This is a genomic window from Lachnospira pectinoschiza, assembly GCF_900103815.1.
In the GTDB taxonomy this organism is placed as follows: domain Bacteria; phylum Bacillota; class Clostridia; order Lachnospirales; family Lachnospiraceae; genus Lachnospira; species Lachnospira pectinoschiza_B.
The window spans coordinates 53,161-75,963 of sequence record NZ_FNHZ01000004.1 but is presented as its reverse complement, the minus strand read 5'-3'; the positions used below and the strand labels follow the sequence as shown (position 1 = coordinate 75,963).

The following is a 22,803-nucleotide window of genomic DNA, read 5'->3' as shown; positions in this document are numbered from 1 at the left end:
AGGATTTATATGTTTTGTCCTAATTGTGGAACTAAGAATGAAGACGATGCAGTATTCTGTGGAAACTGCGGAACAAAATTAAATCTTGATGACTTTAACGAAACATTAAATGCAGCTGCTAATGAAACAGCTGAGGCTGCAGATGTTGCTAATCAGGCAGCAGATACAGTAGATGAAGTAGCTAATCAGGCTACAGAAGCAGTAGATGAAGTAGCTAATCAGGCTACAGATGCTTTTGTAAATCAGGAAGCTCAGCCAGTTCAGGAAGCTCAGGGCTTTGCTAACGGATTTGATCCAAACGCAAACCAGAACTTTAACAATGGATTTGATCCAAACGCAAACCAGAACTTTAACAACGGATTTGATCCAAACGCAAACCAGAACTTTAACAATGGATTTGATCCAAATGCAAATCAGAACTTTAATAATGGTTATGCTCCTAACTATGCTAACAATGGTTACAACCAGGCTCCATATCAGCAGCAGCCTGCTAAGCCATTTAAGCTTAACAAGAAGATCGTTGGTATTGCAGTAGCAGTTGTTGCTGTTATTGTAGCTATCGTTGCATTTGTTTCTATTGGTAAGGCTGGTGTTGATTACAAGAAGACAGCTAAGAAGTATGTTACAGCTATTGAGCAGTGTGACTGGGATACAGCTTACGATTTAATTAACCTTCCTGATAGCGAGTTCTTAACTAAGGAAGCTTTAATTAATGCACATGCTGATGCAACAGGTGAGAAGGTTACTGGTATTACAGTTTCTGACGCTTACAGCACAGCTGGTAGCACAAAGGGTAGCGTAACTGTTAAGGTTACTTATTCAACAGCTACAAGCAATGGCAACCAGAGTACTTACGTTCTTTCACAGACTAACGACAAGTACTTACTCTTCTTTAAGAAGTATAAGGTTTCATCAGAAGGCCTTGTTTACAAAGACACAACAATCCAGGTTCCTAAGGGTTGTACATTATCAATCAATGGTGTTGAGGTTAAGTCTGATTACATCAAGGCTGATAACTCAAGCTACGGTTCTTATTATGATTCTTACGTTATTCCATACATTTTCGCAGGTGATAATAAGATTAAGCTTACAAGTGATGTAGCTGAGGATTACGAGACAACAATCAGTGTTTCTTATGATGAAAGCGTTAAGTCTATTTCTTACTCTGATTTAAGCTTTACAGATGATGCTGAAAAGGCTGCAATGGAAAAGGCTCAGTCAGACATTGCAACTATTGCTAAGGCTGCTTACGAGAAGAAGAGTTATAGCGACATTAAGAGCTTAGTATCTTCTGAGGCTGATGTTGAGGATGAGTATAATGATTTAGTTGAGGATTTCCATTCAGCATCTGGTTCTTTATATACTAGAGATGTTACATCTTATGATCTTTCAGCTATTAAGCCTACTGTTGGTACAAAGTACTTTACATTAACTGATGAAGGTGCTCCAAAGATGAGAATTTATCTTGGCTATACACTTTCAGGTAAGTACAAGTATACAGGATACGGCTCTGAAGAAGAAAAGTCAGGTTCTTACACATACAATAGCTATTACTACATCGATTATGTATATGAAGATGGCGAATGGTTAATTGATGATGTTTACCTTAACTTCTACTTCTATTAAGATGGAGCGAAGGAGTTTCTTCTTATAAGAAAGGTTACTTATTATAGAAGGAATTCGTAAACTTAGATATAGCGAATACATTTTCATTACAACTATTATGAAAATGTGTCTATGAATATAATTATTATTGCCACGGGGCTTTCGAAAATTAACTTGAAAGTTCCGTGGCTTTATTTTTTATTGTTCTAAAAAAAATACAAAAGAATTCTTGCAAATAATATACTCCTAGTGTATATTTATACATGCTGTGACATTGATAGCTGTGAAGCGAGAGGTTGCTACATTTGAACAATAGCTTGAATGTAGGTTTTCCGTGGAGCGAATGTCAAGGCTGGAAGCAATTCCGGCGAAGAATCTGGCGACAAGTCACTGTACTATAATTGCTACTAAGACTCAGTTTTAGTAGACCACGATGAATCAAGTTTCTCTTAAGAGATAATATGATACACGTGGGAGTGTGTACAGTCACCGCTTGTCGTACTTACTATTTATAAAGTGCGAAGGAGGCGACTTTTTTTATGGCAAATCAGGTAATCAGAATTACTTTGAAGGCTTATGATCATCAGTTAATCGATCAGTCTGCTAAGAAGATCATCGAAACTGCAAAGAAGACAGGAGCTAATGTTAGTGGTCCAGTACCTCTTCCAACAAAGAAGGAAGTTGTTACAATTCTTAGAGCTGTACATAAGTACAAGGACTCTAGAGAGCAGTTCGAACAGAGAACTCATAAGAGACTTATCGATGTATTACAGCCATCTCAGAAGACAGTAGATGCTTTATCTAAGTTAGAGATGCCAGCTGGTGTATTCATCAACCTTAAGGTAATGAACTAATCATTGCCAAGACATTTTCTTGATTAACAAGAAAACGCAGCAAGAAACATTTAAGTTTCAATAACAATGAGAGCTAATCCTAAGGGTTTAATATAGAAGCAACAAAAGCATTCCTATAACGGTGGTGCAGGTTCCACTTATATTAACTTATCTAGGATGACAGGATGCGCTGAATTTATTTATCATCTTGTCCGCTGTAGATTTAACAGGAGGAAAAGAGTATGAAGAAGGCTATTTTAGCTACTAAGGTCGGAATGACACAGATCTTCAACGAAGATGGTGTTTTAACACCTGTAACTGTATTACAGGCTGGCCCTTGTGTTGTTACACAAGTAAAGACAGTCGAAAACGACGGTTACGAAGCTGTCCAGGTTGGTTTCGCTGATATCAGAGAAAAGCTCGTAAGCAAGCCAATTAAGGGACATTTTGACAAGGCAGAGGTTCCTTATAAGAGATTCGTTAGAGAATTCAAGTTTGAAAACTCTTCTGAATACAATGTTAAGGACGAAATTAAGGCAGATATCTTCGCAGCAGGCGATAAGGTAGATGCAACTGCTATTTCTAAGGGTAAAGGTTTCCAGGGCGCTATCAAGAGATTAGGACAGTCTAGAGGTCCTATGGCGCACGGTTCTAAATTCCACAGACATCAGGGTTCTAACGGATCAGCAACAACACCTGGTAGAGTATTCAAGGGAAAAGGAATGCCTGGACATATGGGTTCTAAGAGAATCACAATCCAGAATCTTGAAGTAGTAAGAGTTGATGTTGAGAATAACGTTATCTTAGTTAAGGGTGCAGTACCTGGACCTAAGAAGTCATTAGTAACTTTGAAAGAAACAGTAAAGGTTAGTAAGTAATCTTTACCAAGGAAGGAGGACTAAACAGTGGCAAACGTATCTGTTTACAATATTGAAGGCAAAGAAGTTGGTTCAATCGAATTAAACGATGCAGTATTTGGTGTTGAAGTTAATGAACATCTTGTACATCTTGCAGTTGTAAGCCAGCTTGCAAATAATCGTCAGGGAACACAGTCTGCAAAGACTCGTTCAGAAGTATCTGGCGGCGGAAGAAAACCATGGAGACAGAAGGGAACTGGTCATGCTAGACAGGGTTCTACAAGATCTCCACAGTGGACAGGCGGTGGTGTTGTATTTGCACCAAAGCCAAGAGATTATTCATTCAAGATGAATAAGAAGGAGAAGAGAATCGCTCTTCTTTCAGCTTTATCTTCTAAGGTAGCTGATAGCAAGGTTGTTGTATTAGATGAATTCAACCTTGATGAAGTAAAGACAAAGAAATTCGTAGAGGTATTAAACAACCTTAAGGTTTCTAAGGCTTTAGTAGTTCTTGAAGGAGAGAACAAGAACGTTGTTCTTTCTGGTAGAAACGTTAACGGTGCTAAGGTTTCAAACACTAGCGAAATCAATACTTATGATGTTCTTAAGTATGATACATTAGTTGTTACTAAGGCAGCTGTTGAAAAATTAGAGGAGGTGTATGCATAATGGCAAATATTCAGTATTATGATGTAATCCTCAAGCCTGTAATCACAGAAAAGTCAATGACTGATATGGCTTCTAAGAAGTATACATTCTTAGTTCATACAGACGCTAACAAGACTATGATTAAGGAAGCTGTTGAGAAGATGTTTGAAGGAACAAAGGTTGCTTCAGTTAACACAATGAATAACAACGGTAAGAAGAAGAGAGCTAACAGAAAGGATCAGGGCTACACAGCTAAGACAAAGAAGGCTATCGTGCAGTTAACAGCTGATTCTAAGGAAATCGAAATCTTCGAAGGACTTTAAGATATAGACGTGTAGAAAACAATATTACACAGCCGAAAGGAGAAAGAAATGGGAATTAAAACATATAACCCATATACACCTTCCAGAAGAAACATGACTGGTTCAGATTTCTCTGAAATTACAAAGTCATCTCCTGAGAAGTCATTACTTGCTAAGAAGAGCAAGACTGCTGGTCGTAACAACCAGGGTAAGATTACTGTACGTCACCACGGTGGTGGAAGCAAGCAGAAGTACAGAGTAATCGATTTTAAGAGAAACAAGGAAGGAGTTCCTGCTAAGGTTATCGGTATCGAATACGATCCTAACAGAACTGCTAACATCGCACTTATCGCTTACGCTGATGGTGAGAAGTCATATATCCTTGCACCTGCTGGTTTAACAGATGGCATGACAGTACAGAACGGTGCTGGTGCTGAAGTTAGAGTTGGTAACTGCTTACCATTCACAGAAATTCCAGTTGGTACACAGGTTCACAATATCGAGTTATATCCAGGTAAGGGTGGACAGCTTGTTCGTTCTGCTGGTAACTCAGCTCAGTTAATGGCTAAGGAAGGTAAGTATGCAACACTTAGATTACCTTCTGGCGAAATGAGAATGGTTCCAATTATCTGCCGCGCAACAATCGGTGTTGTAGGTAATGGTGATCACAACCTTATTAATCTTGGTAAGGCTGGACGTAAGAGACATATGGGTATCCGCCCTACAGTTCGTGGTTCTGTTATGAACCCTAACGACCATCCACACGGTGGTGGTGAAGGTAGAGCACCAGTTGGTCGTCCAAGCCCAATGACACCTTGGGGTAAGCCTGCTATGGGTCTTAAGACTCGTAAGAAGAAGAAGGCTTCTAACAAGCTTATCATTAGAAGAAGAGACGGAAAGGGTATTAAGTAATATTAGTGCCTAGTAACTTTGAGAAACAAGATTATAAGGAGGTTTAACCTATGGCTCGTTCATTAAAGAAAGGACCTTTCGCTGATGCTAGCTTACTTAAGAAGGTTGATGCATTAAATGCTTCAAACGATAAGCAGGTCATCAAGACATGGTCTCGTCGTTCAACAATTTTCCCAAGTTTCGTGGGACATACAATTGCTGTTCATGATGGAAGAAAGCATGTTCCTGTATTCGTTACAGAGGATATGGTTGGTCATAAGCTCGGTGAGTTCGTTGCAACAAGAACTTACAGAGGACACGGTAAGGACGAAAAGAAGTCTAGATAATAGATGAATCTTTGGAAGAACCCGAAAGGGGTCTTCCGCGGGGATTCCCGATTAAAGAAATCGTAATTACTAATATAGATAATGGATACATTTGAAATTTTGAAAGGAGGACTAATCCATGGCAACAGGACATAGATCCCAAATTAAACGTGAAAGAAACGCCGTTAAGGATACAAGACCAAGCGCTAAGTTAAGCTACGCTAGAGTATCTGTTCAGAAGGCTTGTTTCGTATTAGATGCTATTAGAGGCAAGAGCCTTGAAGAAGCACTTGGTATCGTTATGTACAATCCAAGATATGCTTCATCACTTATAGAGAAGTTATTAAAGTCTGCAGCAGCTAATGCTCAGAACAATAATGGTATGGACCCAAGCAAGTTATTCGTTGAAGAATGCTTCGCTAACAAGGGACCTACAATGAAGAGAGTACATCCAAGAGCACAGGGTAGAGCTTACAGAATCGAAAAGAGAATGAGCCACATCACTGTAATTCTTAATGAAAGATAATTAATCGGTACTTGATTTATTGTTTCAAGATTACTTGAAATTAGAATATGAAATCAAACATTTCCTAAAGAATAGAAAGGAGATTTTATGGGACAGAAAGTTAACCCACATGGTTTAAGAGTCGGTGTCATTTCTGACTGGGACTCAAAGTGGTATGCAGAAGATGCATTCGCTGATAACCTTGTTGAAGACTATAACATAAGAAAATTCCTTAAGAAGAAGCTTTATGCTGCAGGAATTTCAAAGATCGAAATTGAGAGAGCTTCAGATAGACTTAAGATTATTATCCACACAGCTAAGCCTGGTGTTGTAATCGGTAAGGGCGGATCTGAAATCGAAGCTTTAAAGAAGCAGGTTGAAAAGATGACATCTGCTAAGAGATTAAGCATCGATATTAAGGAAGTTAAGAGACCAGATCGTGATGCTCAGTTAGTAGCTGAAAACATCGCTCAGCAGTTAGAGAATCGTATCTCTTTCAGAAGAGCTATGAAGTCATGCATGGGCAGAACAATGAAGCAGGGCGCTAAGGGTATCAAGACAAGCTGTTCTGGACGTCTTGGCGGTGCTGATATGGCTCGTACAGAATTTTACAGTGAGGGTACAATTCCTCTTCAGACACTTCGTGCAGATATCAATTATGGTTTTGCAGAAGCTAACACAACATATGGTAAGGTTGGCGTTAAGGTTTGGATTTACGAAGGCGAGGTTCTTCCTACTAAGGCTAACGCTAAGGTTAATGTTAAGGAAGGGAGCGATAAGTAATGTTACTACCTAAGAGAGTTAAACATCGTAGACAGTTCCGTGGTTCTATGGCTGGTAAGGCAACAAGAGGTAACACTCTTGCATACGGCGATTTCGGTATCGTTGCAACAGAACCATGCTGGATCAAGTCTAATCAGATAGAAGCAGCCAGAGTTGCTATGACAAGATATATCAAGCGTGGCGGTAAAGTATTTATTAAGATTTTCCCAGACAAGCCTGTTACAGGTAAGCCTATCGGCGTACGTATGGGTAAAGGTAAAGGTAACTTAGAGTGCTGGGTAGCAGTAGTTAAACCTGGACGTGTTATGTTCGAGATCTCAGGCGTAGCAGAGGAGACAGCTAGAGAAGCTCTTCGTCTTGCTACTCATAAGCTTCCATGCAAGTGTAAGATCGTTTCACGTGCAGACTTAGAAGGCGGTGATAACAGTGAAAATTAATAAGTATGTAGAAGATTTAAAGGCAAAATCAGCTGCAGAGTTAAATGAAGAATTAGTAGCTGCTAAGAAGGAACTTTTCAATTTAAGATTCCAGAACGCAACTAATCAGTTGGATAACACAAGCAGAATTAAAGATGTTCGTAAGAATATCGCTAGAATCCAGACTGTAATTGCACAGAAAAATGCTTAATTGCTAAGCTGGATGATAAATTAATCCTAAGAAAGGAGTACAACTGTGGAAGAGAGAAATTTAAGAAAAACTCGTACAGGTAAGGTTGTCAGCAACAAGATGGATAAGACTATCGTAGTTGCAGTAGAAGATAACGTTAAACATCCACTTTACAACAAGATTGTAAAGAGAACATATAAGCTTAAGGCTCATGATGAAAACAACGAATGCTTAATCGGTGACGTAGTAAAGGTAATGGAAACAAGACCTTTATCTAAGGATAAGAGATGGAGATTAGTTGAAATTATCAGCAGAGCTAAGTAATTAATTAATTTTAGTAAACACATTCGTAAAGTACGAATGAGACATATATTACTGAAAGGGGTAGTACTATGGTACAACAGGAAACCAGACTTAAGGTTGCTGATAACACAGGTGCTAAGGAAATTCTTTGCATCCGAGTTATGGGCGGATCTACAAGAAGATATGCAAATATCGGTGATGTTATCGTCGCTTCTGTTAAAGAAGCAACACCAGGCGGCGTTGTTAAGAAGGGCGATGTTGTTAAGGCCGTTGTAGTACGTTCTGTAAAGGGCGCACGTCGTAAGGACGGTTCATATATTAAATTTGACGAGAATGCTGCTGTTATCATTAAAGATGATAATACTCCAAAGGGAACTCGTATCTTTGGACCAGTAGCTAGAGAGTTAAGAGAAAAGAAGTTCATGAAGATCGTTTCTCTTGCTCCAGAAGTATTATAGGAGGTGCCGAATGTCAGCTGTTAGAATTAAAAAGGGCGATACAGTTGTTGTTATCGCAGGTAAGGACAAGGGCAAAGAAGGCAAGGTATTAACAGTTAATGCTAAGAACCACACAGCAGTAGTTGAAGGTATTAACATGGTTACTAAGCATGCTAAGCCAAGTGCTGCTAATCAGCAGGGTGGAATTCTCCATCAGGAAGCACCAATCGATATATCTAACATTGCTTACTCAGTAAACGGTAAGGCAACAAAGATTGGTTACGAAGTAAAGGATGGCAAGAAAGTTCGTGTTGCTAAGGCAACAGGAAAGGCTATCGATTAATCGAGGAAGGAGGCAATAATTTTGAGTAGACTTAGAGAACAGTATGATAATGAAATCGCTAAGAAGATGACTGAAAAGTTCGGTTATAAGAACCCAATGATGGTTCCAAAGATCGATAAGATCACTATAAATATGGGCGTTGGTGAAGCTAAGGAAAATTCTAAGGTTCTTGACGCAGCAGTAAAGGATCTCGAGACAATCGCAGGTCAGAAGGCAGTTCTTACAAGAGCTAAGAATTCAATTGCTAACTTCAAGTTAAGAGAAGGTCAGGCAATTGGTTGTAAGGTTACATTACGTGGTGAAAAGATGTACGAATTCCTTGATAGATTAGTAAATCTTGCACTTCCACGTGTACGTGACTTTAGAGGCGTAAGCGCTAACTCATTCGATGGAAGAGGTAACTATGCACTTGGTATCAAGGAGCAGATTATCTTCCCAGAAATCGAATATGATAAGGTAGATAAGGTTAGAGGTATGGATGTTATCATCACAACTACAGCTAACACAGATGAAGAAGCACGTGAATTATTAAGATTATTCAACATGCCATTCAAGAAGAATTAATATAAGGAGGTAAATTATGGCTAAGACTTCTATGAAAGTAAAGCAGCAGAGAAAACCAAAGTTCTCTACTAGAGCATACACACGTTGTACAATTTGTGGTCGTCCACATTCTGTTTTAAGAAAGTACGGAATCTGCAGAATTTGCTTCCGTGAATTAGCATACAAGGGTCAGATCCCTGGTGTTAAAAAGGCTTCTTGGTAAGATTAATATAATTGTTGCAAGTTCTTTGAACTTGCAACGATAAAATCTTGCTTTAAGCAATATATTTTAAGTTGTTATCAACTTAATGCACATTATGTGCAAACAATTGACGTAGTCCAGCAATAAAGCTGGAAACCAGTGAATTATAAGGAGGAAATATTAATGACAGATCCAATTGCAGATATGCTTACAAGAATTCGTAATGCAAATACAGCAAAGCACGACACAGTTGATATTCCAGCATCTAAGATGAAGCTTTCAATCGCTAAGATTCTTTTAGATGAGGGTTACATTAAGTCTTATGAAGTTGTTGAAAATGGAAACTTCAAGGATATCCGCGTTACTTTAAAGTATGGTAAGGATAAGAATGAAAAGATCATTTCTGGACTTCAGAGAATTTCTAAGCCAGGTCTTAGAGTTTATGCTAGCAAGACAGATCTTCCTAAGGTTTTAGGTGGTCTTGGTGTTGCAATTATCTCAACAAACAAGGGTGTTGTAACAGATAAGGAAGCTAGAAAGCTCGGCGTAGGCGGAGAAGTTCTTTGCTTCGTTTGGTAATTATATAGACGTTACTAAGGATTTTAAGTATAATTAAATCGTTCGGATTTATTTTATGATCCTATAACTATTAACCCAATCAAGAAAACATATTCCTATCATTGTAAATGTTTTCTTAATAATTTTTAGGAGGTGCACGGCATGTCACGTATAGGAAGAATGCCTATCGCTATTCCAGCTGGTGTTACAGTTGAATTAGCAGAAAATAATAAAGTGACTGTAAAGGGTCCTAAGGGAACACTCGAAAGAGTTTTACCTGCAGAAATGGACATTAAGGTTGAAGGTAGTGAAGTTGTTGTTTCAAGACCTAACGACTTAAAGAAGATGAAGTCATTACACGGCTTAACAAGAACTCTTATTAACAACATGGTAATCGGTGTAACAGAAGGCTACGAGAAGAAGCTTGAAGTTAACGGTGTTGGTTATAGAGCACAGAAGCAGGGTAAGAAGTTAATCCTTTCATTAGGTTACTCACATCCTGTAGAGATGGAAGATCCAGAAGGAATTGAAACAACTCTTGATGGACAGAACATCATTTTTGTTAAGGGTATTAATAAAGAAAAAGTTGGCCAGTACGCAGCTGAAATCAGATCTAAGAGAGCTCCAGAACCATATAAGGGTAAGGGTATCAAGTATGCTGATGAAGTAATCAGACGTAAGGTTGGTAAGACTGGTAAGAAATAATTAAAGGAGTGAATATAATGGTTAGTAAGAAGTCAAGAGCATTAGTTCGTGAAGCAAAGCATAAGAGAACACGTAACCGTTTCAGCGGAACAACTGAAAGACCACGTTTAGCTGTTTTCAGAAGTAACAATCATATGTACGCTCAGATTATTGACGACACAGTTGGTAAGACACTTGTTTCTGCATCAACACTTGACGCTGACGTTAAGGCTGAAGTAGAGAAGACTAATAATGTTGAGGCTGCAACAGTAGTAGGTACTGTAGTTGCTAAGAAGGCATTAGAAAAGGGAATTACAACTGTCGTTTATGACAGAGGCGGATTCATATATCAAGGTAAAGTAAAGGCATTAGCAGAGGCAGCAAGAGAAGCTGGCCTCCAGTTCTAAGCGGAAGGGAGAAAACAGTATGAAACGTACAATTATTGATGCTAGTCAGCTAGAATTAGACGATAACGTAGTATCAATCAAGCGCGTAGTTAAGGTTGTAAAAGGTGGACGTAATATGCGTTTTGCAGCTTTAGTAGTTGTTGGTGATCGTAATGGTCACGTTGGCGCTGGTGTTGGTAAGGCAGCTGAAGTTCCTGAAGCTATCCGCAAGGGAAAGGAAGATGCCATCAAGCATTTAGTAGAAATTCCAATGGATGAGAATGGTTCAGTACCACATGATTTCATCGGTAAGTTCGGTGGAGCAACAGTTCTTTTAAAGAGAGCTCCAGAAGGTACTGGTATTATCGCTGGTGGTCCTGCTCGTTCAGTACTTGAATTAGTAGGTATTAGAAACATTCGTACAAAGTCACTTGGTTCTAATAATAAGCAGAATGTAGTATTAGCTACAATCGCTGGTCTTCAGGCTATGAAGACTCCAGAAGAAGTTGCAAGACTTCGTGGTAAGTCAGTTGAAGAAATCTTAGGCTAAGAAATTGTTTAGCACCATAAAAGGTGCAGATGGAGGTTAAAATGGCTGATAAGAAGTTAAGAATAACTTTAGTTAAGTCTCCAATCAGTGCTGTTCCTAAGCATAGAAGAACTGTTGAAGCTATGGGTCTTACAAAGCTTCACAAGACAGTAGAACTTCCAGATAATGCTGCTACAAGAGGACAGATTCAGCAGATTGGTTATATGTTAAAGGTAGAAGAAATTTAATATAAAATAATAGAAGGAGGTGCAAGAATGGATTTATCTAATTTAAGACCTGCAGAAGGTTCAGTTCAGAGTGATAATTTCAGAAGAGGTCGTGGTCACGGTTCAGGTAACGGCAAGACAGCTGGTAAGGGACACAAGGGCCAGAAGGCTCGTTCAGGAGCACCAAGACCTGGTTTTGAAGGTGGCCAGATGCCATTATATAGAAGAATTCCTAAGAGAGGTTTCACTAACAGAAATCGTAAGGAATTCGTAGCTATCAATGTTTCTACATTAGAAAGATTTGATAACGGTTCAGAAGTATCAATCGAAACTTTAATTGAGACAGGTATTGTTAAAGATACTAAGGACGGCGTAAAGATTCTTGCAAACGGTGAGCTTACAAAGAAGCTTACAGTTAAGGCTAACGCATTCAGTGCTGCAGCTAAGGAGAAGATCGAAGCTCTCGGCGGAACTTGCGAGGTGATCTAGTATGTTTAAGACACTTGTAGGCGCTTTTAAAAATAAAGACATAAGAAAAAAGATATTATACACATTAGCAATTTTAGTTGTTGTAAGAATAGGAAGTCTTCTTCCGATTCCTGGTGTAGATACTGATTACTTTAGTAGCTTACTTAGTGGAATTAATACCGGTGATTTGGATTATCTTAGTGCATTTACAGGAGGTTCATTCGAAAGAATGTCCCTCTTTGCACTTAGCATTACACCATATATCACATCTTCGATCATAATGCAGTTACTTACAATTGCAATTCCAAAATTGGAAGAAATGCAAAAAGAGGGCGAGGACGGTAGAAAGAAGATTGCAGCTATAACAAGATACGTAACAATCGGTTTATCACTTGTTGAAAGTATCGCAATGGCAGTTGGATTTGGTAGATCAGGTTTAATTGCAGGATATGAAGGATTTAGTACACTTCATTACGTTGTAGCAATCATTGTTGTAGTTATTGCACTTACAGCAGGTTCAGCAGCACTTATGTGGTTAGGTGAGAGAATTACTGAAAACGGTGTAGGAAATGGTATTTCAATTGTATTATTAATTAATATTATCTCAGGAATGCCAAGTGATTTCGCTACATTATTCAGCTCTTACGTAGCAACACAGACACCAGCAAAGGGTGTTTTAGCAGCAGCTGTTATCTTAGCTATTGTTGTAATAATGGTAATTTTAGTAGTTATCCTTCAGGATGGCGAAAGAAGAATTCCTGTTCAATACTCACAGAAGGTTGCAGGAAGAAAGCAGGTTGGCGGACAGTCAACTAATATCCCATTAAAGGTTAATACTGCAGGTGTTATGCCAGTTATTTTCGCATCATCACTTATGCAGTTCCCTGTAATTGTTGCTCAGTTATTTGGTAAGTCATATGAGTGGACAAGATATTTAAGCTCATCTTACTGGTGCAGAGTAAGTTACCCTAAGTATTCACTTGGATTAATTCTTTATGTAGTATTGCTTATTATATTTGCATACTTCTATACATCAATTACATTCAACCCAATACAGGTAGCGGATAACTTAAAGAAAGCTGGTGGAGTAGTTCCAGGTATCACACCAGGAAAATCTACTAGTGATTATCTTAATAAGATACTTAATTATATCGTATTCGTTGGTGCGGTAGGTTTACTTATTGTAGCTCTTATACCAATCGCTTGTACTGGATTCTTCAATGCAAGTATTTCATTTGGTGGAACATCAATCATCATTATTGTTGGTGTTGTTCTTGAGACATTAAAGCAGATCGAAGCACAGATGGTTAATCGTTATTACAAAGGATTTTTATCTGAGTAATTGATTAAAAGATATATAATGGGCTTACCTGGGAGAAATCCTAGGTAAGTCTGTATTTGTGTTAAAGAGAAAATGTAGTAAATGACAATTAAAATAGAAATCTAACCGCAATTTATGCGATTTCATATAGAACTAGTTATATTGAATGGAGGATTTATCAATGAAGATTATTATGTTAGGTGCACCAGGTGCAGGAAAAGGAACACAGGCTAAGAGAATTGCAGCAAAGTATTCAATTCCACACATTTCAACAGGAGATATTTTTAGAGCGAATATCAAGAATAACACAGAATTAGGTCAGAAGGCTAAGACATACATGGACAAGGGTGAACTTGTACCAGATGAATTAGTAGTAGATTTAATTATGGATAGATTCAAGCAGCCAGATGCAGCTAATGGATATGTATTAGATGGATTCCCAAGAACAATTCCACAGGCAGAAGCTCTCGATAAGGCATTAGCAGCTAATGGAGAATCAGTAGATTTCGCTATTAATGTTGAAGTACCAGATGAGAACATCATTAAGAGAATGGGCGGAAGAAGAGCATGTGTAGGTTGTGGAGCAACATACCATATCGAATTCAACGCACCAAAGGTTGAAGGCGTATGTGATACATGTGGAGAAAAGTTAATTCTAAGAGATGATGATAAGCCAGAAACAGTAAAGAATAGATTATCTGTATATCATGATCAGACACAGCCACTTATTGAATACTATAATAAGAAGAACGTATTACGTGAAGTAGACGGAACAATGGCTATGGATGATGTATTTAATGCTATCGTAGAGATTCTTGCTTAATCACTACAAGGAGAAATAGATATGTCAGTATCAATTAAAAGCCCTCGAGAAATCGAGTTAATGAGAGAAGCAGGAAAAATACTTGGAAAAGTATATAAAGAAATTGCAAATGAGATAAAGCCGGGAGTTTCAACATATACAATCGACAAGATTGGTGAAGAAATCATAAGAAGCTATGGATGTATTCCAGAAGAAAAAGGCTACGAAGGTTATCCAGCTTCATTTTGTGTTTCTGTAAACGATCAAGTAGTACATGGAATTCCTAGCAAGAATAAAATATTGCGTGATGGCGACATAGTTTCACTAGATACAGTCCTATCATACAAAGGATATATGGCAGATGCAGCAAGAACTTATGGCGTAGGTGAAGTTTCAAAAGAAGCTCAACAATTAATGGATGTTACTAAACAAAGCTTTTTTGAAGGAATAAAATTTGCTAAAGAAGGATGTCGTCTACACGAGATATCTAATGCAATAGCGGATTATAACGAATCTTTTGGTTATGGAGTATTAAGAGATTTATGCGGACATGGTATTGGAACATCAATGCATGAAGATCCACAGATTCCTAACTTTAGACAAGAACATCGTGGTATTCGTTTACATGAAGGTATGACACTTGCAATCGAACCAATGGTAACAGCGGGCGATTGGAGAGTTAACTTCCTAGATGATGGATGGACAGTAGAAACAAGAGACCATTCGTTATCAGCTCACTATGAGAATACCGTTCTCGTAACAAAGGACGGACCGGAAATTTTAACATTAGAAAATTAAGGTGAATATAATGATTAATGAGCTAAAAGGTTTAATGGCAAAGTCACTAGTAGGTCATGATAAAGATAAGATATATATTGTAATCAGTGAAGATTCACAATATGTCTACTTATCAGATGGCTATTTGAAAATGTGTGACAAGCCGAAAAAAAAGAAGAAGAAACATGTGCAGATAATAAAGAATGAAAATTCATTATTATATAGAAAGATTCAAGAAAATCAGAAAATTTCTGATGAAGAAATCAAACTAGAAATAAAGCAGTATATTAGTAAAAGAAATTAGGAGGATTTATGTCAAAGGCTGATGTAATTGAAATCGAAGGAACAGTAGTAGAAAAGTTACCTAACGCATTTTTTAAAGTAGAATTAGAAAATGGACACCAGATCTTAGCTACAATTAGTGGTAAGCTAAGAATGAACTATATTAGAATTCTTCCAGGTGATAAAGTAACAATTGAAATGTCACCATATGATTTAACAAAGGGAAGAATTATTTGGCGTGATAAATAATCTACTTAATATTTAAGTGGAATATTTTATAATTTGTTGTTGCAATTATATTTTCATTTGTGATATAATTGTTCACGAACTTGTCTGAAAGGAGGCTTTTGCAGTGAAGGTTAGATCATCAGTTAAACCAATTTGTGAAAAATGCAAAGTCATTAAGAGAAAGGGCAGCGTCAGAATTATCTGCGAAAACCCTAAGCACAAGCAGAGACAGGGTTAATTTCCTGTTAAGAAGCTTAGCTTCTTAGGTTCTGCATATGGATAGCAAAGTCATTATTGCTATCAATGTAAATTCATCAAGTATTAAGCAAAGTACTATAAGTACGACTTGATGATTATTAATTTGCGGCTGCAGTAATTATTGAATGAAGATAATTACTATTTGATATAGTTATTATAAGGCAACGCACACATTTCAGGCCATGCATAGATAGGAAACTTATCGAAGCAAGGAGCTGCGTATGTGTATAATAATAAGTTTCGAAATAACACATTAATTAGTTAATTAACGGAGGTTACGTAATATGGCTCGTATTTCAGGTGTGGATTTACCAAGAGAAAAACGAATCGAAATCGGACTTACTTATGTTTATGGTATTGGACGTGTAAGATCAAATAAGATCCTTGCTGAAGCTGGTGTTAATCCTGACACTCGTGTTAAGGACTTAACAGACGAAGAAGTAGCAAAGATTGCTAAGGTTATTGATGCTGATTCAGAGCATTTAGTAGAAGGTGACTTAAGAAGAGAAGTTGCCATGAATATCAAGAGATTAAAGGAAATTGGTTGCTATAGAGGAATCCGTCATAGAAAGGGTCTTCCAGTTAGAGGTCAGAAGACTAAGACTAACGCAAGAACTTGCAAGGGTCCAAAGAAGACAGTAGCAAACAAGAAGAAGTAATTTAAATAAAAATTAAACGTTTTAAACTCAATAGGAGGATATAGTCATGGCTCAGAAAGCTACAAAGAAAGTGACAAAGAAGCGTGTTAAGAAGAATGTCGAAAGAGGACAGGCACATATTCAGTCATCTTTTAATAATACAATTGTTACATTAACAGATGCAGAAGGTAATGTATTATCTTGGGCATCTGCAGGTGGTCTTGGATTCAGAGGATCTAAGAAGTCTACTCCATATGCTGCTCAGATGGCAGCTGAAACAGCTACAAAGGCTGCTTTAATTCACGGATTAAAGTCTGTAGACGTTATGGTAAAGGGACCAGGTTCAGGTAGAGAAGCTGCTATTAGAGCACTTTCAGCTTGCGGTCTAGAAGTTACAAGTATCAAGGATGTTACACCAGTTCCACATAATGGTTGTCGTCCACCAAAGCGTAGAAGAGTTTAATTTAGGGAGGTAGTATACAATGGCAGTTAATAGAACACCAGTGCTTAAGAGATGCAGATCCCTTGATTTGGATCCTGTATATTTAGGAATAGATAAGAAGTCTAGAAGAAAGGCTAAGAATGCTGGAAGAAAGATTAGCGAATATGGTTTACAGCTTCGCGAAAAGCAGAAGGCTAAGTTCATCTACGGCGTATTAGAAAAGCCTTTCAGAAATTATTATAAGAAAGCTGAGAAGCAGAAGGGTATGACAGGTGAAAACCTCATGATCATGCTCGAACTCAGACTTGATAATGTTGTTTATAGATTAGGTCTTGCTAGAACACGTAAGGAAGCTAGACAGATTGTTGATCATAAGCACATTTTAGTTAACGGTAAGTGCGTTAACATTCCTTCATACTTAGTAAAGGCTGGAGACGTAATCGAAATCAGAGAAAAGTCTAAGTCTTCTGCAAGATATAAGGAAGTACTCGAAGCTACAAACGGTAGATTAGTACCAGAGTGGTTAGAGGCAGATCAGGAAGCTCTTAAGGGTCAGGTTAAGTCTCTTCCAACAAGAGAAGTAATCGATGTTCCTGTAAACGAGATGCTTATCGTCGAGTTATATTCTAAGTAAGATGCGTAATTCAAAGCCAGGCAGTTGTATGGAAAGTGTATTTAAAACTTTCCATACCTGCTGGCTTTTATGCGACTTTATATGTTATAATAATTCAAGATATAATTTTTTGAATCTTTTAACAAGGTATAATCGCGCTACAAAGCTGTATGCTTAATTGCCTAGCTTTGATAAACGCAATATATACAACTTAAATACCCAATAAGGAGGGGCAATAATGGTTGATGCAGATTTCAATTTCAAAATGCCAAAAATTGAGATGACTGAAGAGTCACAAGATGGAAAGTTTGGAAGATTTGTAGTTGAACCACTTGAAAGAGGTTATGGTTTAACACTTGGTAATTCTTTAAGAAGAATTATGCTTTCATCTTTAGTTGGTACAGCAGTAAGCAGCATTAAGATCGATGGTGTGCTTCATGAGTTTAGTTCAATTCCTGGCGTTAAGGAAGATGTTACTGAGATCGTAATGAATATTAAGCAGTTATCAATTAAGAATAACGGCAACTCGGTTGAACCTAAGGAAGCTCATATTGATTTTAAGGGCGAAGGCGTAGTTAAGGCATCTGATATCCAGGTTGATCCTGATATCGAAATTATTAATCCTGATTTAGTAATTGCACATCTTAATGGAGCTGATGCAAAGCTCTCTATGGAACTTACAATTACTAATGGTCGTGGTTATGTTAGTTCAGAAAAGAACAAGAGAGATGATGCTGCAGCAGGCGTAATCGCTATTGATTCTATTTATACACCAGTTGAGAGAGTTAACATGTCTGTTCAGAACACTCGTGTTGGTCAGGATACAGACTTTGATAAGTTAACACTTGACATTTTCACTAACGGAACTATAGCTCCAGACGAGGCTTTAAGCCTTGCGGCTAAGGTTCTTTCAGAACATCTTAAAGGATTTATTAACCTTTCAGAGAACGCAGTTAAGGCTGAGATCATGGTTGAACCACAGGAAGACGAGTCTTCTAAGGTTCTTTCAATGAGCATCGAAGACCTTGAATTATCAGTTCGTTCTTCTAATTGTCTTAGAAGAGCTGGTATCAATACAGTTGAAGAATTATGTAATAAGACTTCAGATGATATGATGAAGGTTAGAAATCTTGGTAAGAAGTCATTAGACGAAGTATTACTTAAGCTTAAGGAATTAAACTTACATCTTAAGCCAAGTGATGATTAATTTTGATTAGTACATTTATGTATTAATATATCGCCAATTGCAGTAAGACCTAATGCGCGTGCGAGAGGTGGAACAGTGGGTTTTCCACTGCGTAACTAATAATTTGTAGTAGAAACATTGGTGCTATAAGACCTATGCGCGTGTGCTGATGTTACAAATGGAGGATTTTAAAATGGCAAAGTACAGAAAGCTCGGCAGAACATCTAGCCAGAGAAAGGCATTATTAAGAAACCAGGTTACAGCTCTTATCGAGAATGGTAAGATCGTAACAACAGAGGCTAGAGCTAAGGAAGTTAGCAAGATCGCTGAACACCTTATCACATTAGCTGTTAAGGAAAAGGATAACTTCGAAACTGTTACAGTTCAGGCTAAGGTAGCTAAGAAGGACGCTAACGGTAAGAGAGTTAAGGAAGTTGTAGACGGTAAGAAGGTTACAGTTTACGAAACAGTTGATAAGGAAATCAAGAAGGATATGCCTTCAAGACTTCATGCTAGAAAGCAGATGGACAAGGTTCTTTACACAGTAACAGAAGTTCCTACAGCTGCAGCTGGTAAGAAGAAGAACACAAAGAAGGTTGATCTTACTAATAAGCTTTTTGATGAAATCGCACCTAAGTATGCTGACCGTAAGGGTGGCTACACAAGAATCGTAAAGATCGGTTTAAGAAAGGGCGATGCAGCTATGGAAGTTATTCTTGAATTAGTTTAATTTAAGAACCATAGTATGATATAGCTAACAAGCGGATATGTTTTACATATCCGCTTTTTTATATTTCTAAAATTTTTATAGCCGTATTGAATAGAAATGATAAATCATATAAAATGTGATAAACTAAAAGGGATTGTAGTTAATGAGGAAATTAGTTACACATTAATTAGAAACGAGGAAAATAATTTGAATATAGTTAAGGCAGAAAACCTAACATTTGAATATATAAGACGTGACGAAGAAGGCAACGTTGAAAGCATTAATAAAGCTATCGATAACGTAAATATAGATATAAAAGAAGGGGATTTTGTTGCGGTTTTAGGACATAATGGTTCCGGCAAGTCTACATTTGCAAAACACCTAAATGCACTAGTAAGTCCAACAGAAGGAAGCGTTTGGGTAGACAGAATGAATACCCTAGAACATGAGAATACCCTAAGAATTCGTCAGACTGCAGGAATGGTATTCCAAAATCCAGATAACCAGATCATCTGCACACTAGTAGATGAAGAAGTAGGCTTTGGCCCAGAGAATATCGGTGTTCCAGAAGATGAAATCTGGGAACGTGTGGAAAAAAGCTTAAAGGCAGTAGGCATGTATGACTTCAGATTAGCTAATCCAACTAAGCTCTCAGGTGGACAAAAGCAGAGAGTTGCAATTGCAGGAATTGTAGCAATGAAGCCAAAGTGTATAGTCCTTGACGAGCCAACAGCTATGCTTGATCCAAACGGACGAAAAGAAGTAATAGAAGTTCTACACGAACTCAATAAAAAGGAAAATGTAACAATAATCCTAATTACACATTACATGGAAGAAGTAATCGACGCCGATGAAGTCTATGTAATGAATGAAGGCAAACTTGTGATGCAAGGAAAACCAAGAGATATATTTTCACAGGTAGAAAAATTAAAAGAACTACGCTTAGACGTGCCACAGGTTACAGAGTTAGCCCACGAATTACGCAAAGAAGGTCTCGATATCAAAGAAGGCATTCTGACAACTAAAGAGCTAATAACTGAGCTAGAAAGAATTAGAGGACTTAAAAATGTCAATAATAGTAGATAAGATAAATTACATATATGAAGCTGGCACAAGCTTTGAACGACATGCCCTAAAAGACGTTAGCTGCGTAATTGAAAAAGGCGAATTTATTGGCCTAATCGGACACACAGGGTCAGGAAAGTCAACCTTTATACAGCATCTAAACGGACTAAATAAGGCAACATCAGGTCACATTTATTATGATGGGCAAGATATTTATGAAAAAGGCTACAATATGAAAGAGCTAAGAAGCAAGGTAGGACTAGTATTCCAGTACCCAGAGCATCAGCTCTTTGAAAGCACCATCTTTAAAGATGTATGCTTCGGCCCTAAAAATCAAGGCCTATCAAAGCAAGAATGCGAACTAAGAGCCTTTGAAAGCTTGAAGCTAGTAGGACTAGATGAAAAATTTTACTACAATTCACCATTTGATTTATCCGGTGGACAAAAAAGAAGAGTAGCAATCGCAGGCGTCTTAGCCATGAAACCAGAAGTACTAATACTAGACGAACCAACAGCGGGCCTAGATCCAAAAGGCCGCGACGAAATATTTTCAGTATTAGAAAATCTACGAAAGACAGGCATCACAATCATACTCGTGTCCCACAGCATGGAAGATGTAGCCACACACGTAGACCGAATCATGGTAATGAACGACGGAATACTTAAATATGATGACACACCTAAGAATGTATTTAGACATCATAAAGAATTAGAAGAAATTGGCCTAGCAGCACCAAAAGTAACATATATTATGAACGATTTGAAAAATGCAGGATTTGACGTAGACACAGACGCCATCACTATAGAAGAGGCCAAGAAAAGCATATTGGAGATATTATGATAAGAGACATAACAATAGGACAATACTATCAAACAAATTCGGTGATACATAGCCTAGATCCAAGAGTAAAACTCATGGGGACACTTATTTTTATCATATCCCTGTTCCTCGGCATGAACATTCTCGTGTACATCGTGGCAACCCTAGCCCTAGCAGGCCTAATAATCGCCTCAAAAGTACCCTTTAAGTTCATCGTAAGAGGCCTAAAGGCAATCCTGATTTTGATACTAATAAGCGCGGCATTTAACCTATTTTTAACACCAGGAACCGTAATTTTTAAAGTGTGGAAAATAACCATCACAGACAGAGGCCTAAAAACCGCTATCTTTATGGTAATCAGACTTGTATATTTAATCATGGGCTCATCCCTAATGACCCTAACTACCACACCAAACAACCTAACAGACGGACTAGAAAAAGGATTATCCTTTTTAAAATATATCAAAGTCCCAGTACACGAAATCGCCATGATGATGTCCATCGCACTAAGATTCATCCCAATCCTAATTGATGAAACCGACAAAATCATGCGCGCGCAGCAAGCAAGAGGCGCCGACTTTGAAACAGGAAACTTCATAAAGCGAGCAAAAGCCATGGTGCCAATTTTAGTACCACTATTCATCTCCGCCTTTAGACGAGCAGACGACCTAGCAATGGCCATGGAAGCAAGATGCTATCACGGGTCTAATGGCAGAACCAAGATGAAACCATTAAAATATAGCAAAAAAGACTATTTAGCCTACCTAATACTCATCCTATACTTAGGAATCTGTATTAGCCTAAATATCATATTTTAAGAGGTAAGAATGAAAAGAATAAAGCTTACAGTAAGCTACGACGGAACCAACTATAGCGGCTGGCAGATACAGCCAAACGCTCCAACAATCGAGGCAGAACTAGACAAAGCCATAGCAAGTCTTACTGGTGAAAATGTGCACGTAATCGGAGCAAGTAGAACTGATGCGGGAGTGCACGGCAAAGGAAATGTAGCAGTATTTGACACAAGTTCCACAATACCAGCAGATAGATTTAGCTATGCCCTCAATAGATATTTGCCAGAAGATATACAGATACAAAAATCAGAAGAAGTAGATAAAGACTTTCATCCAAGACACTGTGACACAAAAAAGACCTACGAATACAAGATCTCAAACACAGAATTTTATCTACCACAAGAAAGAAGATATAGCTGGCACGTACAGGCAAAGCTAGACTTAGAAAAAATGCAAGAAGCCGCAAACTACCTAATAGGAGAACACGATTTTAAAAGTTTTGCAAGCGTGCATACACAGGCAGAAACAACCATTAGAACAATTTACTCAATAGAATTAATAGCTAAAGATAAAAAAGAAGGCAAAGACTATCAAGGCGAGATAATAATAAGAGTAAAAGGAAATGGCTTTCTATATAATATGGTAAGAATAATAGCAGGAACATTAGTAGGAGTTGGCAAAGGCCGATTTGAGTCACAATACGTCAAAGAAATGCTAGAAGCCCTTGATAGAACTAAAGCAGGGGAAACTGCTCCGCCACAAGGCTTAACCCTAGTAGAAATCCAGTATTAGGGCTTAAAAAAGTGGAACTTAATAATCTAAACTAAAGCGA

The 22,803-nt window shown here is 37.9% G+C and carries 37 protein-coding genes; all 37 read left to right on the top strand.

The window, feature by feature from the left end:
• The first annotated feature begins 9 nt into the window (after positions 1 to 9).
• The 37 genes from BLQ66_RS07430 (at position 10) to truA (ending at position 22,763) form a co-directional block, all read left to right on the top strand.
• Positions 10 to 1,626 (top strand): zinc ribbon domain-containing protein, encoded by a 1,617-nt coding sequence (locus tag BLQ66_RS07430; protein WP_074521618.1) that lies wholly within the window; start codon positions 10 to 12, stop codon positions 1,624 to 1,626.
• A 518-nt stretch (positions 1,627 to 2,144) separates the two neighbouring features.
• The gene (rpsJ, locus tag BLQ66_RS07425; protein ID WP_027430852.1) at positions 2,145 to 2,459 is read left to right on the top strand and encodes a 30S ribosomal protein S10; all 315 of its coding nucleotides are present in this window, start codon (positions 2,145 to 2,147) and stop codon (positions 2,457 to 2,459) included.
• A 221-nt stretch (positions 2,460 to 2,680) separates the two neighbouring features.
• Positions 2,681 to 3,316, top strand: coding sequence for a 50S ribosomal protein L3 (rplC, locus tag BLQ66_RS07420; protein WP_074521617.1), 636 nt, complete (start codon positions 2,681 to 2,683; stop codon positions 3,314 to 3,316).
• Positions 3,317 to 3,343: 27 nt separating this feature from the next.
• The gene (gene rplD / locus BLQ66_RS07415; RefSeq protein ID WP_074521616.1) at positions 3,344 to 3,964 is read left to right on the top strand and encodes a 50S ribosomal protein L4; all 621 of its coding nucleotides are present in this window, start codon (positions 3,344 to 3,346) and stop codon (positions 3,962 to 3,964) included.
• Positions 3,964 to 4,266: a 50S ribosomal protein L23 gene (gene rplW / locus BLQ66_RS07410; RefSeq protein WP_027430849.1), complete on the top strand. Its 303-nt coding sequence runs from the start codon at positions 3,964 to 3,966 to the stop codon at positions 4,264 to 4,266. Before rplD ends, rplW begins: the two co-directional genes overlap by 1 nt.
• Before the next feature lie 48 nt (positions 4,267 to 4,314).
• A complete protein-coding gene (rplB, locus tag BLQ66_RS07405; RefSeq protein WP_027430848.1) occupies positions 4,315 to 5,157 on the top strand; it encodes a 50S ribosomal protein L2 in 843 nt (280 codons plus the stop codon).
• Positions 5,158 to 5,207: 50 nt separating this feature from the next.
• Positions 5,208 to 5,483 (top strand): 30S ribosomal protein S19, encoded by a 276-nt coding sequence (gene rpsS / locus BLQ66_RS07400; protein WP_027430847.1) that lies wholly within the window; start codon positions 5,208 to 5,210, stop codon positions 5,481 to 5,483.
• A 118-nt stretch (positions 5,484 to 5,601) separates the two neighbouring features.
• Positions 5,602 to 5,988: a 50S ribosomal protein L22 gene (rplV, locus tag BLQ66_RS07395; RefSeq protein WP_027430846.1), complete on the top strand. Its 387-nt coding sequence runs from the start codon at positions 5,602 to 5,604 to the stop codon at positions 5,986 to 5,988.
• An 87-nt stretch (positions 5,989 to 6,075) separates the two neighbouring features.
• Positions 6,076 to 6,750, top strand: a complete 675-nt coding sequence (gene rpsC / locus BLQ66_RS07390; RefSeq protein ID WP_027430845.1) for a 30S ribosomal protein S3 — start codon at positions 6,076 to 6,078, stop codon at positions 6,748 to 6,750.
• Positions 6,750 to 7,187: a 50S ribosomal protein L16 gene (gene rplP, locus BLQ66_RS07385; RefSeq protein ID WP_027430844.1), complete on the top strand. Its 438-nt coding sequence runs from the start codon at positions 6,750 to 6,752 to the stop codon at positions 7,185 to 7,187. Before rpsC ends, rplP begins: the two co-directional genes overlap by 1 nt.
• Complete coding sequence (gene rpmC / locus BLQ66_RS07380; RefSeq protein WP_074521615.1) at positions 7,177 to 7,377, top strand: 50S ribosomal protein L29; 201 nt, start codon at positions 7,177 to 7,179, stop codon at positions 7,375 to 7,377. Before rplP ends, rpmC begins: the two co-directional genes overlap by 11 nt.
• Positions 7,378 to 7,422: 45 nt before the next feature.
• Positions 7,423 to 7,680: a 30S ribosomal protein S17 gene (rpsQ, locus tag BLQ66_RS07375; RefSeq protein ID WP_027430843.1), complete on the top strand. Its 258-nt coding sequence runs from the start codon at positions 7,423 to 7,425 to the stop codon at positions 7,678 to 7,680.
• Positions 7,681 to 7,748: 68 nt separating this feature from the next.
• Positions 7,749 to 8,117 carry a 50S ribosomal protein L14 gene (gene rplN / locus BLQ66_RS07370; RefSeq protein ID WP_027430842.1) on the top strand — a complete coding sequence of 123 codons (369 nt, stop codon included), beginning with the start codon at positions 7,749 to 7,751 and terminating at the stop codon, positions 8,115 to 8,117.
• A gap of 10 nt (positions 8,118 to 8,127) precedes the next feature.
• On the top strand, positions 8,128 to 8,439 hold the full coding sequence (gene rplX / locus BLQ66_RS07365) for a 50S ribosomal protein L24 (RefSeq protein ID WP_027430841.1): 312 nt from the start codon (positions 8,128 to 8,130) through the stop codon (positions 8,437 to 8,439).
• A 21-nt stretch (positions 8,440 to 8,460) separates the two neighbouring features.
• On the top strand, positions 8,461 to 9,003 hold the full coding sequence (gene rplE, locus BLQ66_RS07360) for a 50S ribosomal protein L5 (RefSeq protein WP_027430840.1): 543 nt from the start codon (positions 8,461 to 8,463) through the stop codon (positions 9,001 to 9,003).
• Positions 9,004 to 9,019: 16 nt separating this feature from the next.
• On the top strand, positions 9,020 to 9,205 hold the full coding sequence (locus tag BLQ66_RS07355; RefSeq protein WP_027430839.1) for a type Z 30S ribosomal protein S14: 186 nt from the start codon (positions 9,020 to 9,022) through the stop codon (positions 9,203 to 9,205).
• Positions 9,206 to 9,361: 156 nt separating this feature from the next.
• Positions 9,362 to 9,763, top strand: a complete 402-nt coding sequence (gene rpsH / locus BLQ66_RS07350) for a 30S ribosomal protein S8 (RefSeq protein ID WP_074521741.1) — start codon at positions 9,362 to 9,364, stop codon at positions 9,761 to 9,763.
• 141 nt (positions 9,764 to 9,904) lie between these two features.
• Positions 9,905 to 10,447 carry a 50S ribosomal protein L6 gene (rplF, locus tag BLQ66_RS07345; RefSeq protein WP_074521614.1) on the top strand — a complete coding sequence of 181 codons (543 nt, stop codon included), beginning with the start codon at positions 9,905 to 9,907 and terminating at the stop codon, positions 10,445 to 10,447.
• 17 nt (positions 10,448 to 10,464) lie between these two features.
• The gene (gene rplR / locus BLQ66_RS07340; RefSeq protein WP_027430836.1) at positions 10,465 to 10,833 is read left to right on the top strand and encodes a 50S ribosomal protein L18; all 369 of its coding nucleotides are present in this window, start codon (positions 10,465 to 10,467) and stop codon (positions 10,831 to 10,833) included.
• Between the two features lie 19 nt (positions 10,834 to 10,852).
• Complete coding sequence (gene rpsE / locus BLQ66_RS07335; protein WP_027430835.1) at positions 10,853 to 11,362, top strand: 30S ribosomal protein S5; 510 nt, start codon at positions 10,853 to 10,855, stop codon at positions 11,360 to 11,362.
• 41 nt (positions 11,363 to 11,403) lie between these two features.
• A complete protein-coding gene (gene rpmD, locus BLQ66_RS07330) occupies positions 11,404 to 11,589 on the top strand; it encodes a 50S ribosomal protein L30 (protein WP_027430834.1) in 186 nt (61 codons plus the stop codon).
• 27 nt (positions 11,590 to 11,616) lie between these two features.
• Positions 11,617 to 12,057, top strand: coding sequence for a 50S ribosomal protein L15 (rplO, locus tag BLQ66_RS07325; RefSeq protein WP_027430833.1), 441 nt, complete (start codon positions 11,617 to 11,619; stop codon positions 12,055 to 12,057).
• Between the two features lies 1 nt (position 12,058).
• Positions 12,059 to 13,378, top strand: coding sequence for a preprotein translocase subunit SecY (gene secY, locus BLQ66_RS07320; RefSeq protein ID WP_074521613.1), 1,320 nt, complete (start codon positions 12,059 to 12,061; stop codon positions 13,376 to 13,378).
• Positions 13,379 to 13,538: 160 nt separating this feature from the next.
• On the top strand, positions 13,539 to 14,180 hold the full coding sequence (locus BLQ66_RS07315; protein WP_027430831.1) for an adenylate kinase: 642 nt from the start codon (positions 13,539 to 13,541) through the stop codon (positions 14,178 to 14,180).
• A 21-nt stretch (positions 14,181 to 14,201) separates the two neighbouring features.
• Entirely contained in the window at positions 14,202 to 14,957 is a 756-nt protein-coding gene (gene map / locus BLQ66_RS07310; protein ID WP_027430830.1) for a type I methionyl aminopeptidase, read from the top strand.
• A 10-nt stretch (positions 14,958 to 14,967) separates the two neighbouring features.
• Positions 14,968 to 15,240: a KOW domain-containing RNA-binding protein gene (locus tag BLQ66_RS07305; RefSeq protein WP_074521612.1), complete on the top strand. Its 273-nt coding sequence runs from the start codon at positions 14,968 to 14,970 to the stop codon at positions 15,238 to 15,240.
• A gap of 8 nt (positions 15,241 to 15,248) precedes the next feature.
• On the top strand, positions 15,249 to 15,467 hold the full coding sequence (infA, locus tag BLQ66_RS07300) for a translation initiation factor IF-1 (RefSeq protein ID WP_027430828.1): 219 nt from the start codon (positions 15,249 to 15,251) through the stop codon (positions 15,465 to 15,467).
• A 103-nt stretch (positions 15,468 to 15,570) separates the two neighbouring features.
• On the top strand, positions 15,571 to 15,684 hold the full coding sequence (gene rpmJ, locus BLQ66_RS07295; protein WP_005339020.1) for a 50S ribosomal protein L36: 114 nt from the start codon (positions 15,571 to 15,573) through the stop codon (positions 15,682 to 15,684).
• 304 nt (positions 15,685 to 15,988) lie between these two features.
• Positions 15,989 to 16,363 carry a 30S ribosomal protein S13 gene (gene rpsM / locus BLQ66_RS07290; RefSeq protein ID WP_027430827.1) on the top strand — a complete coding sequence of 125 codons (375 nt, stop codon included), beginning with the start codon at positions 15,989 to 15,991 and terminating at the stop codon, positions 16,361 to 16,363.
• A 46-nt stretch (positions 16,364 to 16,409) separates the two neighbouring features.
• The gene (gene rpsK, locus BLQ66_RS07285) at positions 16,410 to 16,805 is read left to right on the top strand and encodes a 30S ribosomal protein S11 (protein WP_027430826.1); all 396 of its coding nucleotides are present in this window, start codon (positions 16,410 to 16,412) and stop codon (positions 16,803 to 16,805) included.
• Positions 16,806 to 16,824: 19 nt separating this feature from the next.
• Positions 16,825 to 17,418: a 30S ribosomal protein S4 gene (gene rpsD, locus BLQ66_RS07280; RefSeq protein WP_074521611.1), complete on the top strand. Its 594-nt coding sequence runs from the start codon at positions 16,825 to 16,827 to the stop codon at positions 17,416 to 17,418.
• 217 nt (positions 17,419 to 17,635) lie between these two features.
• The gene (locus BLQ66_RS07275; protein ID WP_027430824.1) at positions 17,636 to 18,604 is read left to right on the top strand and encodes a DNA-directed RNA polymerase subunit alpha; all 969 of its coding nucleotides are present in this window, start codon (positions 17,636 to 17,638) and stop codon (positions 18,602 to 18,604) included.
• 172 nt (positions 18,605 to 18,776) lie between these two features.
• Complete coding sequence (locus tag BLQ66_RS07270; protein ID WP_074521610.1) at positions 18,777 to 19,313, top strand: bL17 family ribosomal protein; 537 nt, start codon at positions 18,777 to 18,779, stop codon at positions 19,311 to 19,313.
• Between the two features lie 186 nt (positions 19,314 to 19,499).
• The gene (locus BLQ66_RS07265; protein WP_027430822.1) at positions 19,500 to 20,378 is read left to right on the top strand and encodes an energy-coupling factor transporter ATPase; all 879 of its coding nucleotides are present in this window, start codon (positions 19,500 to 19,502) and stop codon (positions 20,376 to 20,378) included.
• The gene (locus BLQ66_RS07260) at positions 20,359 to 21,198 is read left to right on the top strand and encodes an energy-coupling factor transporter ATPase (protein ID WP_027430821.1); all 840 of its coding nucleotides are present in this window, start codon (positions 20,359 to 20,361) and stop codon (positions 21,196 to 21,198) included. Before BLQ66_RS07265 ends, BLQ66_RS07260 begins: the two co-directional genes overlap by 20 nt.
• A complete protein-coding gene (locus BLQ66_RS07255) occupies positions 21,195 to 21,995 on the top strand; it encodes an energy-coupling factor transporter transmembrane component T family protein (protein WP_074521609.1) in 801 nt (266 codons plus the stop codon). Before BLQ66_RS07260 ends, BLQ66_RS07255 begins: the two co-directional genes overlap by 4 nt.
• A 9-nt stretch (positions 21,996 to 22,004) precedes the next feature.
• Positions 22,005 to 22,763, top strand: a complete 759-nt coding sequence (gene truA / locus BLQ66_RS07250) for a tRNA pseudouridine(38-40) synthase TruA (RefSeq protein WP_074521608.1) — start codon at positions 22,005 to 22,007, stop codon at positions 22,761 to 22,763.
• Positions 22,764 to 22,803: the final 40 nt, after the last annotated feature.

Coding starts and splice junctions, on each gene's coding strand:
- BLQ66_RS07430 (WP_074521618.1), top strand. CDS start 10: ATGTTTTGTCCTAATTGTGGAACTAAGAATGAAGACGATGCAGTATTC.
- rpsJ (WP_027430852.1), top strand. CDS start 2,145: ATGGCAAATCAGGTAATCAGAATTACTTTGAAGGCTTATGATCATCAG.
- rplC (WP_074521617.1), top strand. CDS start 2,681: ATGAAGAAGGCTATTTTAGCTACTAAGGTCGGAATGACACAGATCTTC.
- rplW (WP_027430849.1), top strand. CDS start 3,964: ATGGCAAATATTCAGTATTATGATGTAATCCTCAAGCCTGTAATCACA.
- rplB (WP_027430848.1), top strand. CDS start 4,315: ATGGGAATTAAAACATATAACCCATATACACCTTCCAGAAGAAACATG.
- rpsS (WP_027430847.1), top strand. CDS start 5,208: ATGGCTCGTTCATTAAAGAAAGGACCTTTCGCTGATGCTAGCTTACTT.
- rplV (WP_027430846.1), top strand. CDS start 5,602: ATGGCAACAGGACATAGATCCCAAATTAAACGTGAAAGAAACGCCGTT.
- rpsC (WP_027430845.1), top strand. CDS start 6,076: ATGGGACAGAAAGTTAACCCACATGGTTTAAGAGTCGGTGTCATTTCT.
- rplP (WP_027430844.1), top strand. CDS start 6,750: ATGTTACTACCTAAGAGAGTTAAACATCGTAGACAGTTCCGTGGTTCT.
- rplN (WP_027430842.1), top strand. CDS start 7,749: ATGGTACAACAGGAAACCAGACTTAAGGTTGCTGATAACACAGGTGCT.
- rplX (WP_027430841.1), top strand. CDS start 8,128: ATGTCAGCTGTTAGAATTAAAAAGGGCGATACAGTTGTTGTTATCGCA.
- BLQ66_RS07355 (WP_027430839.1), top strand. CDS start 9,020: ATGGCTAAGACTTCTATGAAAGTAAAGCAGCAGAGAAAACCAAAGTTC.
- rplF (WP_074521614.1), top strand. CDS start 9,905: ATGTCACGTATAGGAAGAATGCCTATCGCTATTCCAGCTGGTGTTACA.
- rplR (WP_027430836.1), top strand. CDS start 10,465: ATGGTTAGTAAGAAGTCAAGAGCATTAGTTCGTGAAGCAAAGCATAAG.
- rpsE (WP_027430835.1), top strand. CDS start 10,853: ATGAAACGTACAATTATTGATGCTAGTCAGCTAGAATTAGACGATAAC.
- rpmD (WP_027430834.1), top strand. CDS start 11,404: ATGGCTGATAAGAAGTTAAGAATAACTTTAGTTAAGTCTCCAATCAGT.
- rplO (WP_027430833.1), top strand. CDS start 11,617: ATGGATTTATCTAATTTAAGACCTGCAGAAGGTTCAGTTCAGAGTGAT.
- secY (WP_074521613.1), top strand. CDS start 12,059: ATGTTTAAGACACTTGTAGGCGCTTTTAAAAATAAAGACATAAGAAAA.
- BLQ66_RS07315 (WP_027430831.1), top strand. CDS start 13,539: ATGAAGATTATTATGTTAGGTGCACCAGGTGCAGGAAAAGGAACACAG.
- map (WP_027430830.1), top strand. CDS start 14,202: ATGTCAGTATCAATTAAAAGCCCTCGAGAAATCGAGTTAATGAGAGAA.
- BLQ66_RS07305 (WP_074521612.1), top strand. CDS start 14,968: ATGATTAATGAGCTAAAAGGTTTAATGGCAAAGTCACTAGTAGGTCAT.
- infA (WP_027430828.1), top strand. CDS start 15,249: ATGTCAAAGGCTGATGTAATTGAAATCGAAGGAACAGTAGTAGAAAAG.
- rpsM (WP_027430827.1), top strand. CDS start 15,989: ATGGCTCGTATTTCAGGTGTGGATTTACCAAGAGAAAAACGAATCGAA.
- rpsK (WP_027430826.1), top strand. CDS start 16,410: ATGGCTCAGAAAGCTACAAAGAAAGTGACAAAGAAGCGTGTTAAGAAG.
- rpsD (WP_074521611.1), top strand. CDS start 16,825: ATGGCAGTTAATAGAACACCAGTGCTTAAGAGATGCAGATCCCTTGAT.
- BLQ66_RS07275 (WP_027430824.1), top strand. CDS start 17,636: ATGGTTGATGCAGATTTCAATTTCAAAATGCCAAAAATTGAGATGACT.
- BLQ66_RS07270 (WP_074521610.1), top strand. CDS start 18,777: ATGGCAAAGTACAGAAAGCTCGGCAGAACATCTAGCCAGAGAAAGGCA.
- BLQ66_RS07260 (WP_027430821.1), top strand. CDS start 20,359: ATGTCAATAATAGTAGATAAGATAAATTACATATATGAAGCTGGCACA.
- BLQ66_RS07255 (WP_074521609.1), top strand. CDS start 21,195: ATGATAAGAGACATAACAATAGGACAATACTATCAAACAAATTCGGTG.
- truA (WP_074521608.1), top strand. CDS start 22,005: ATGAAAAGAATAAAGCTTACAGTAAGCTACGACGGAACCAACTATAGC.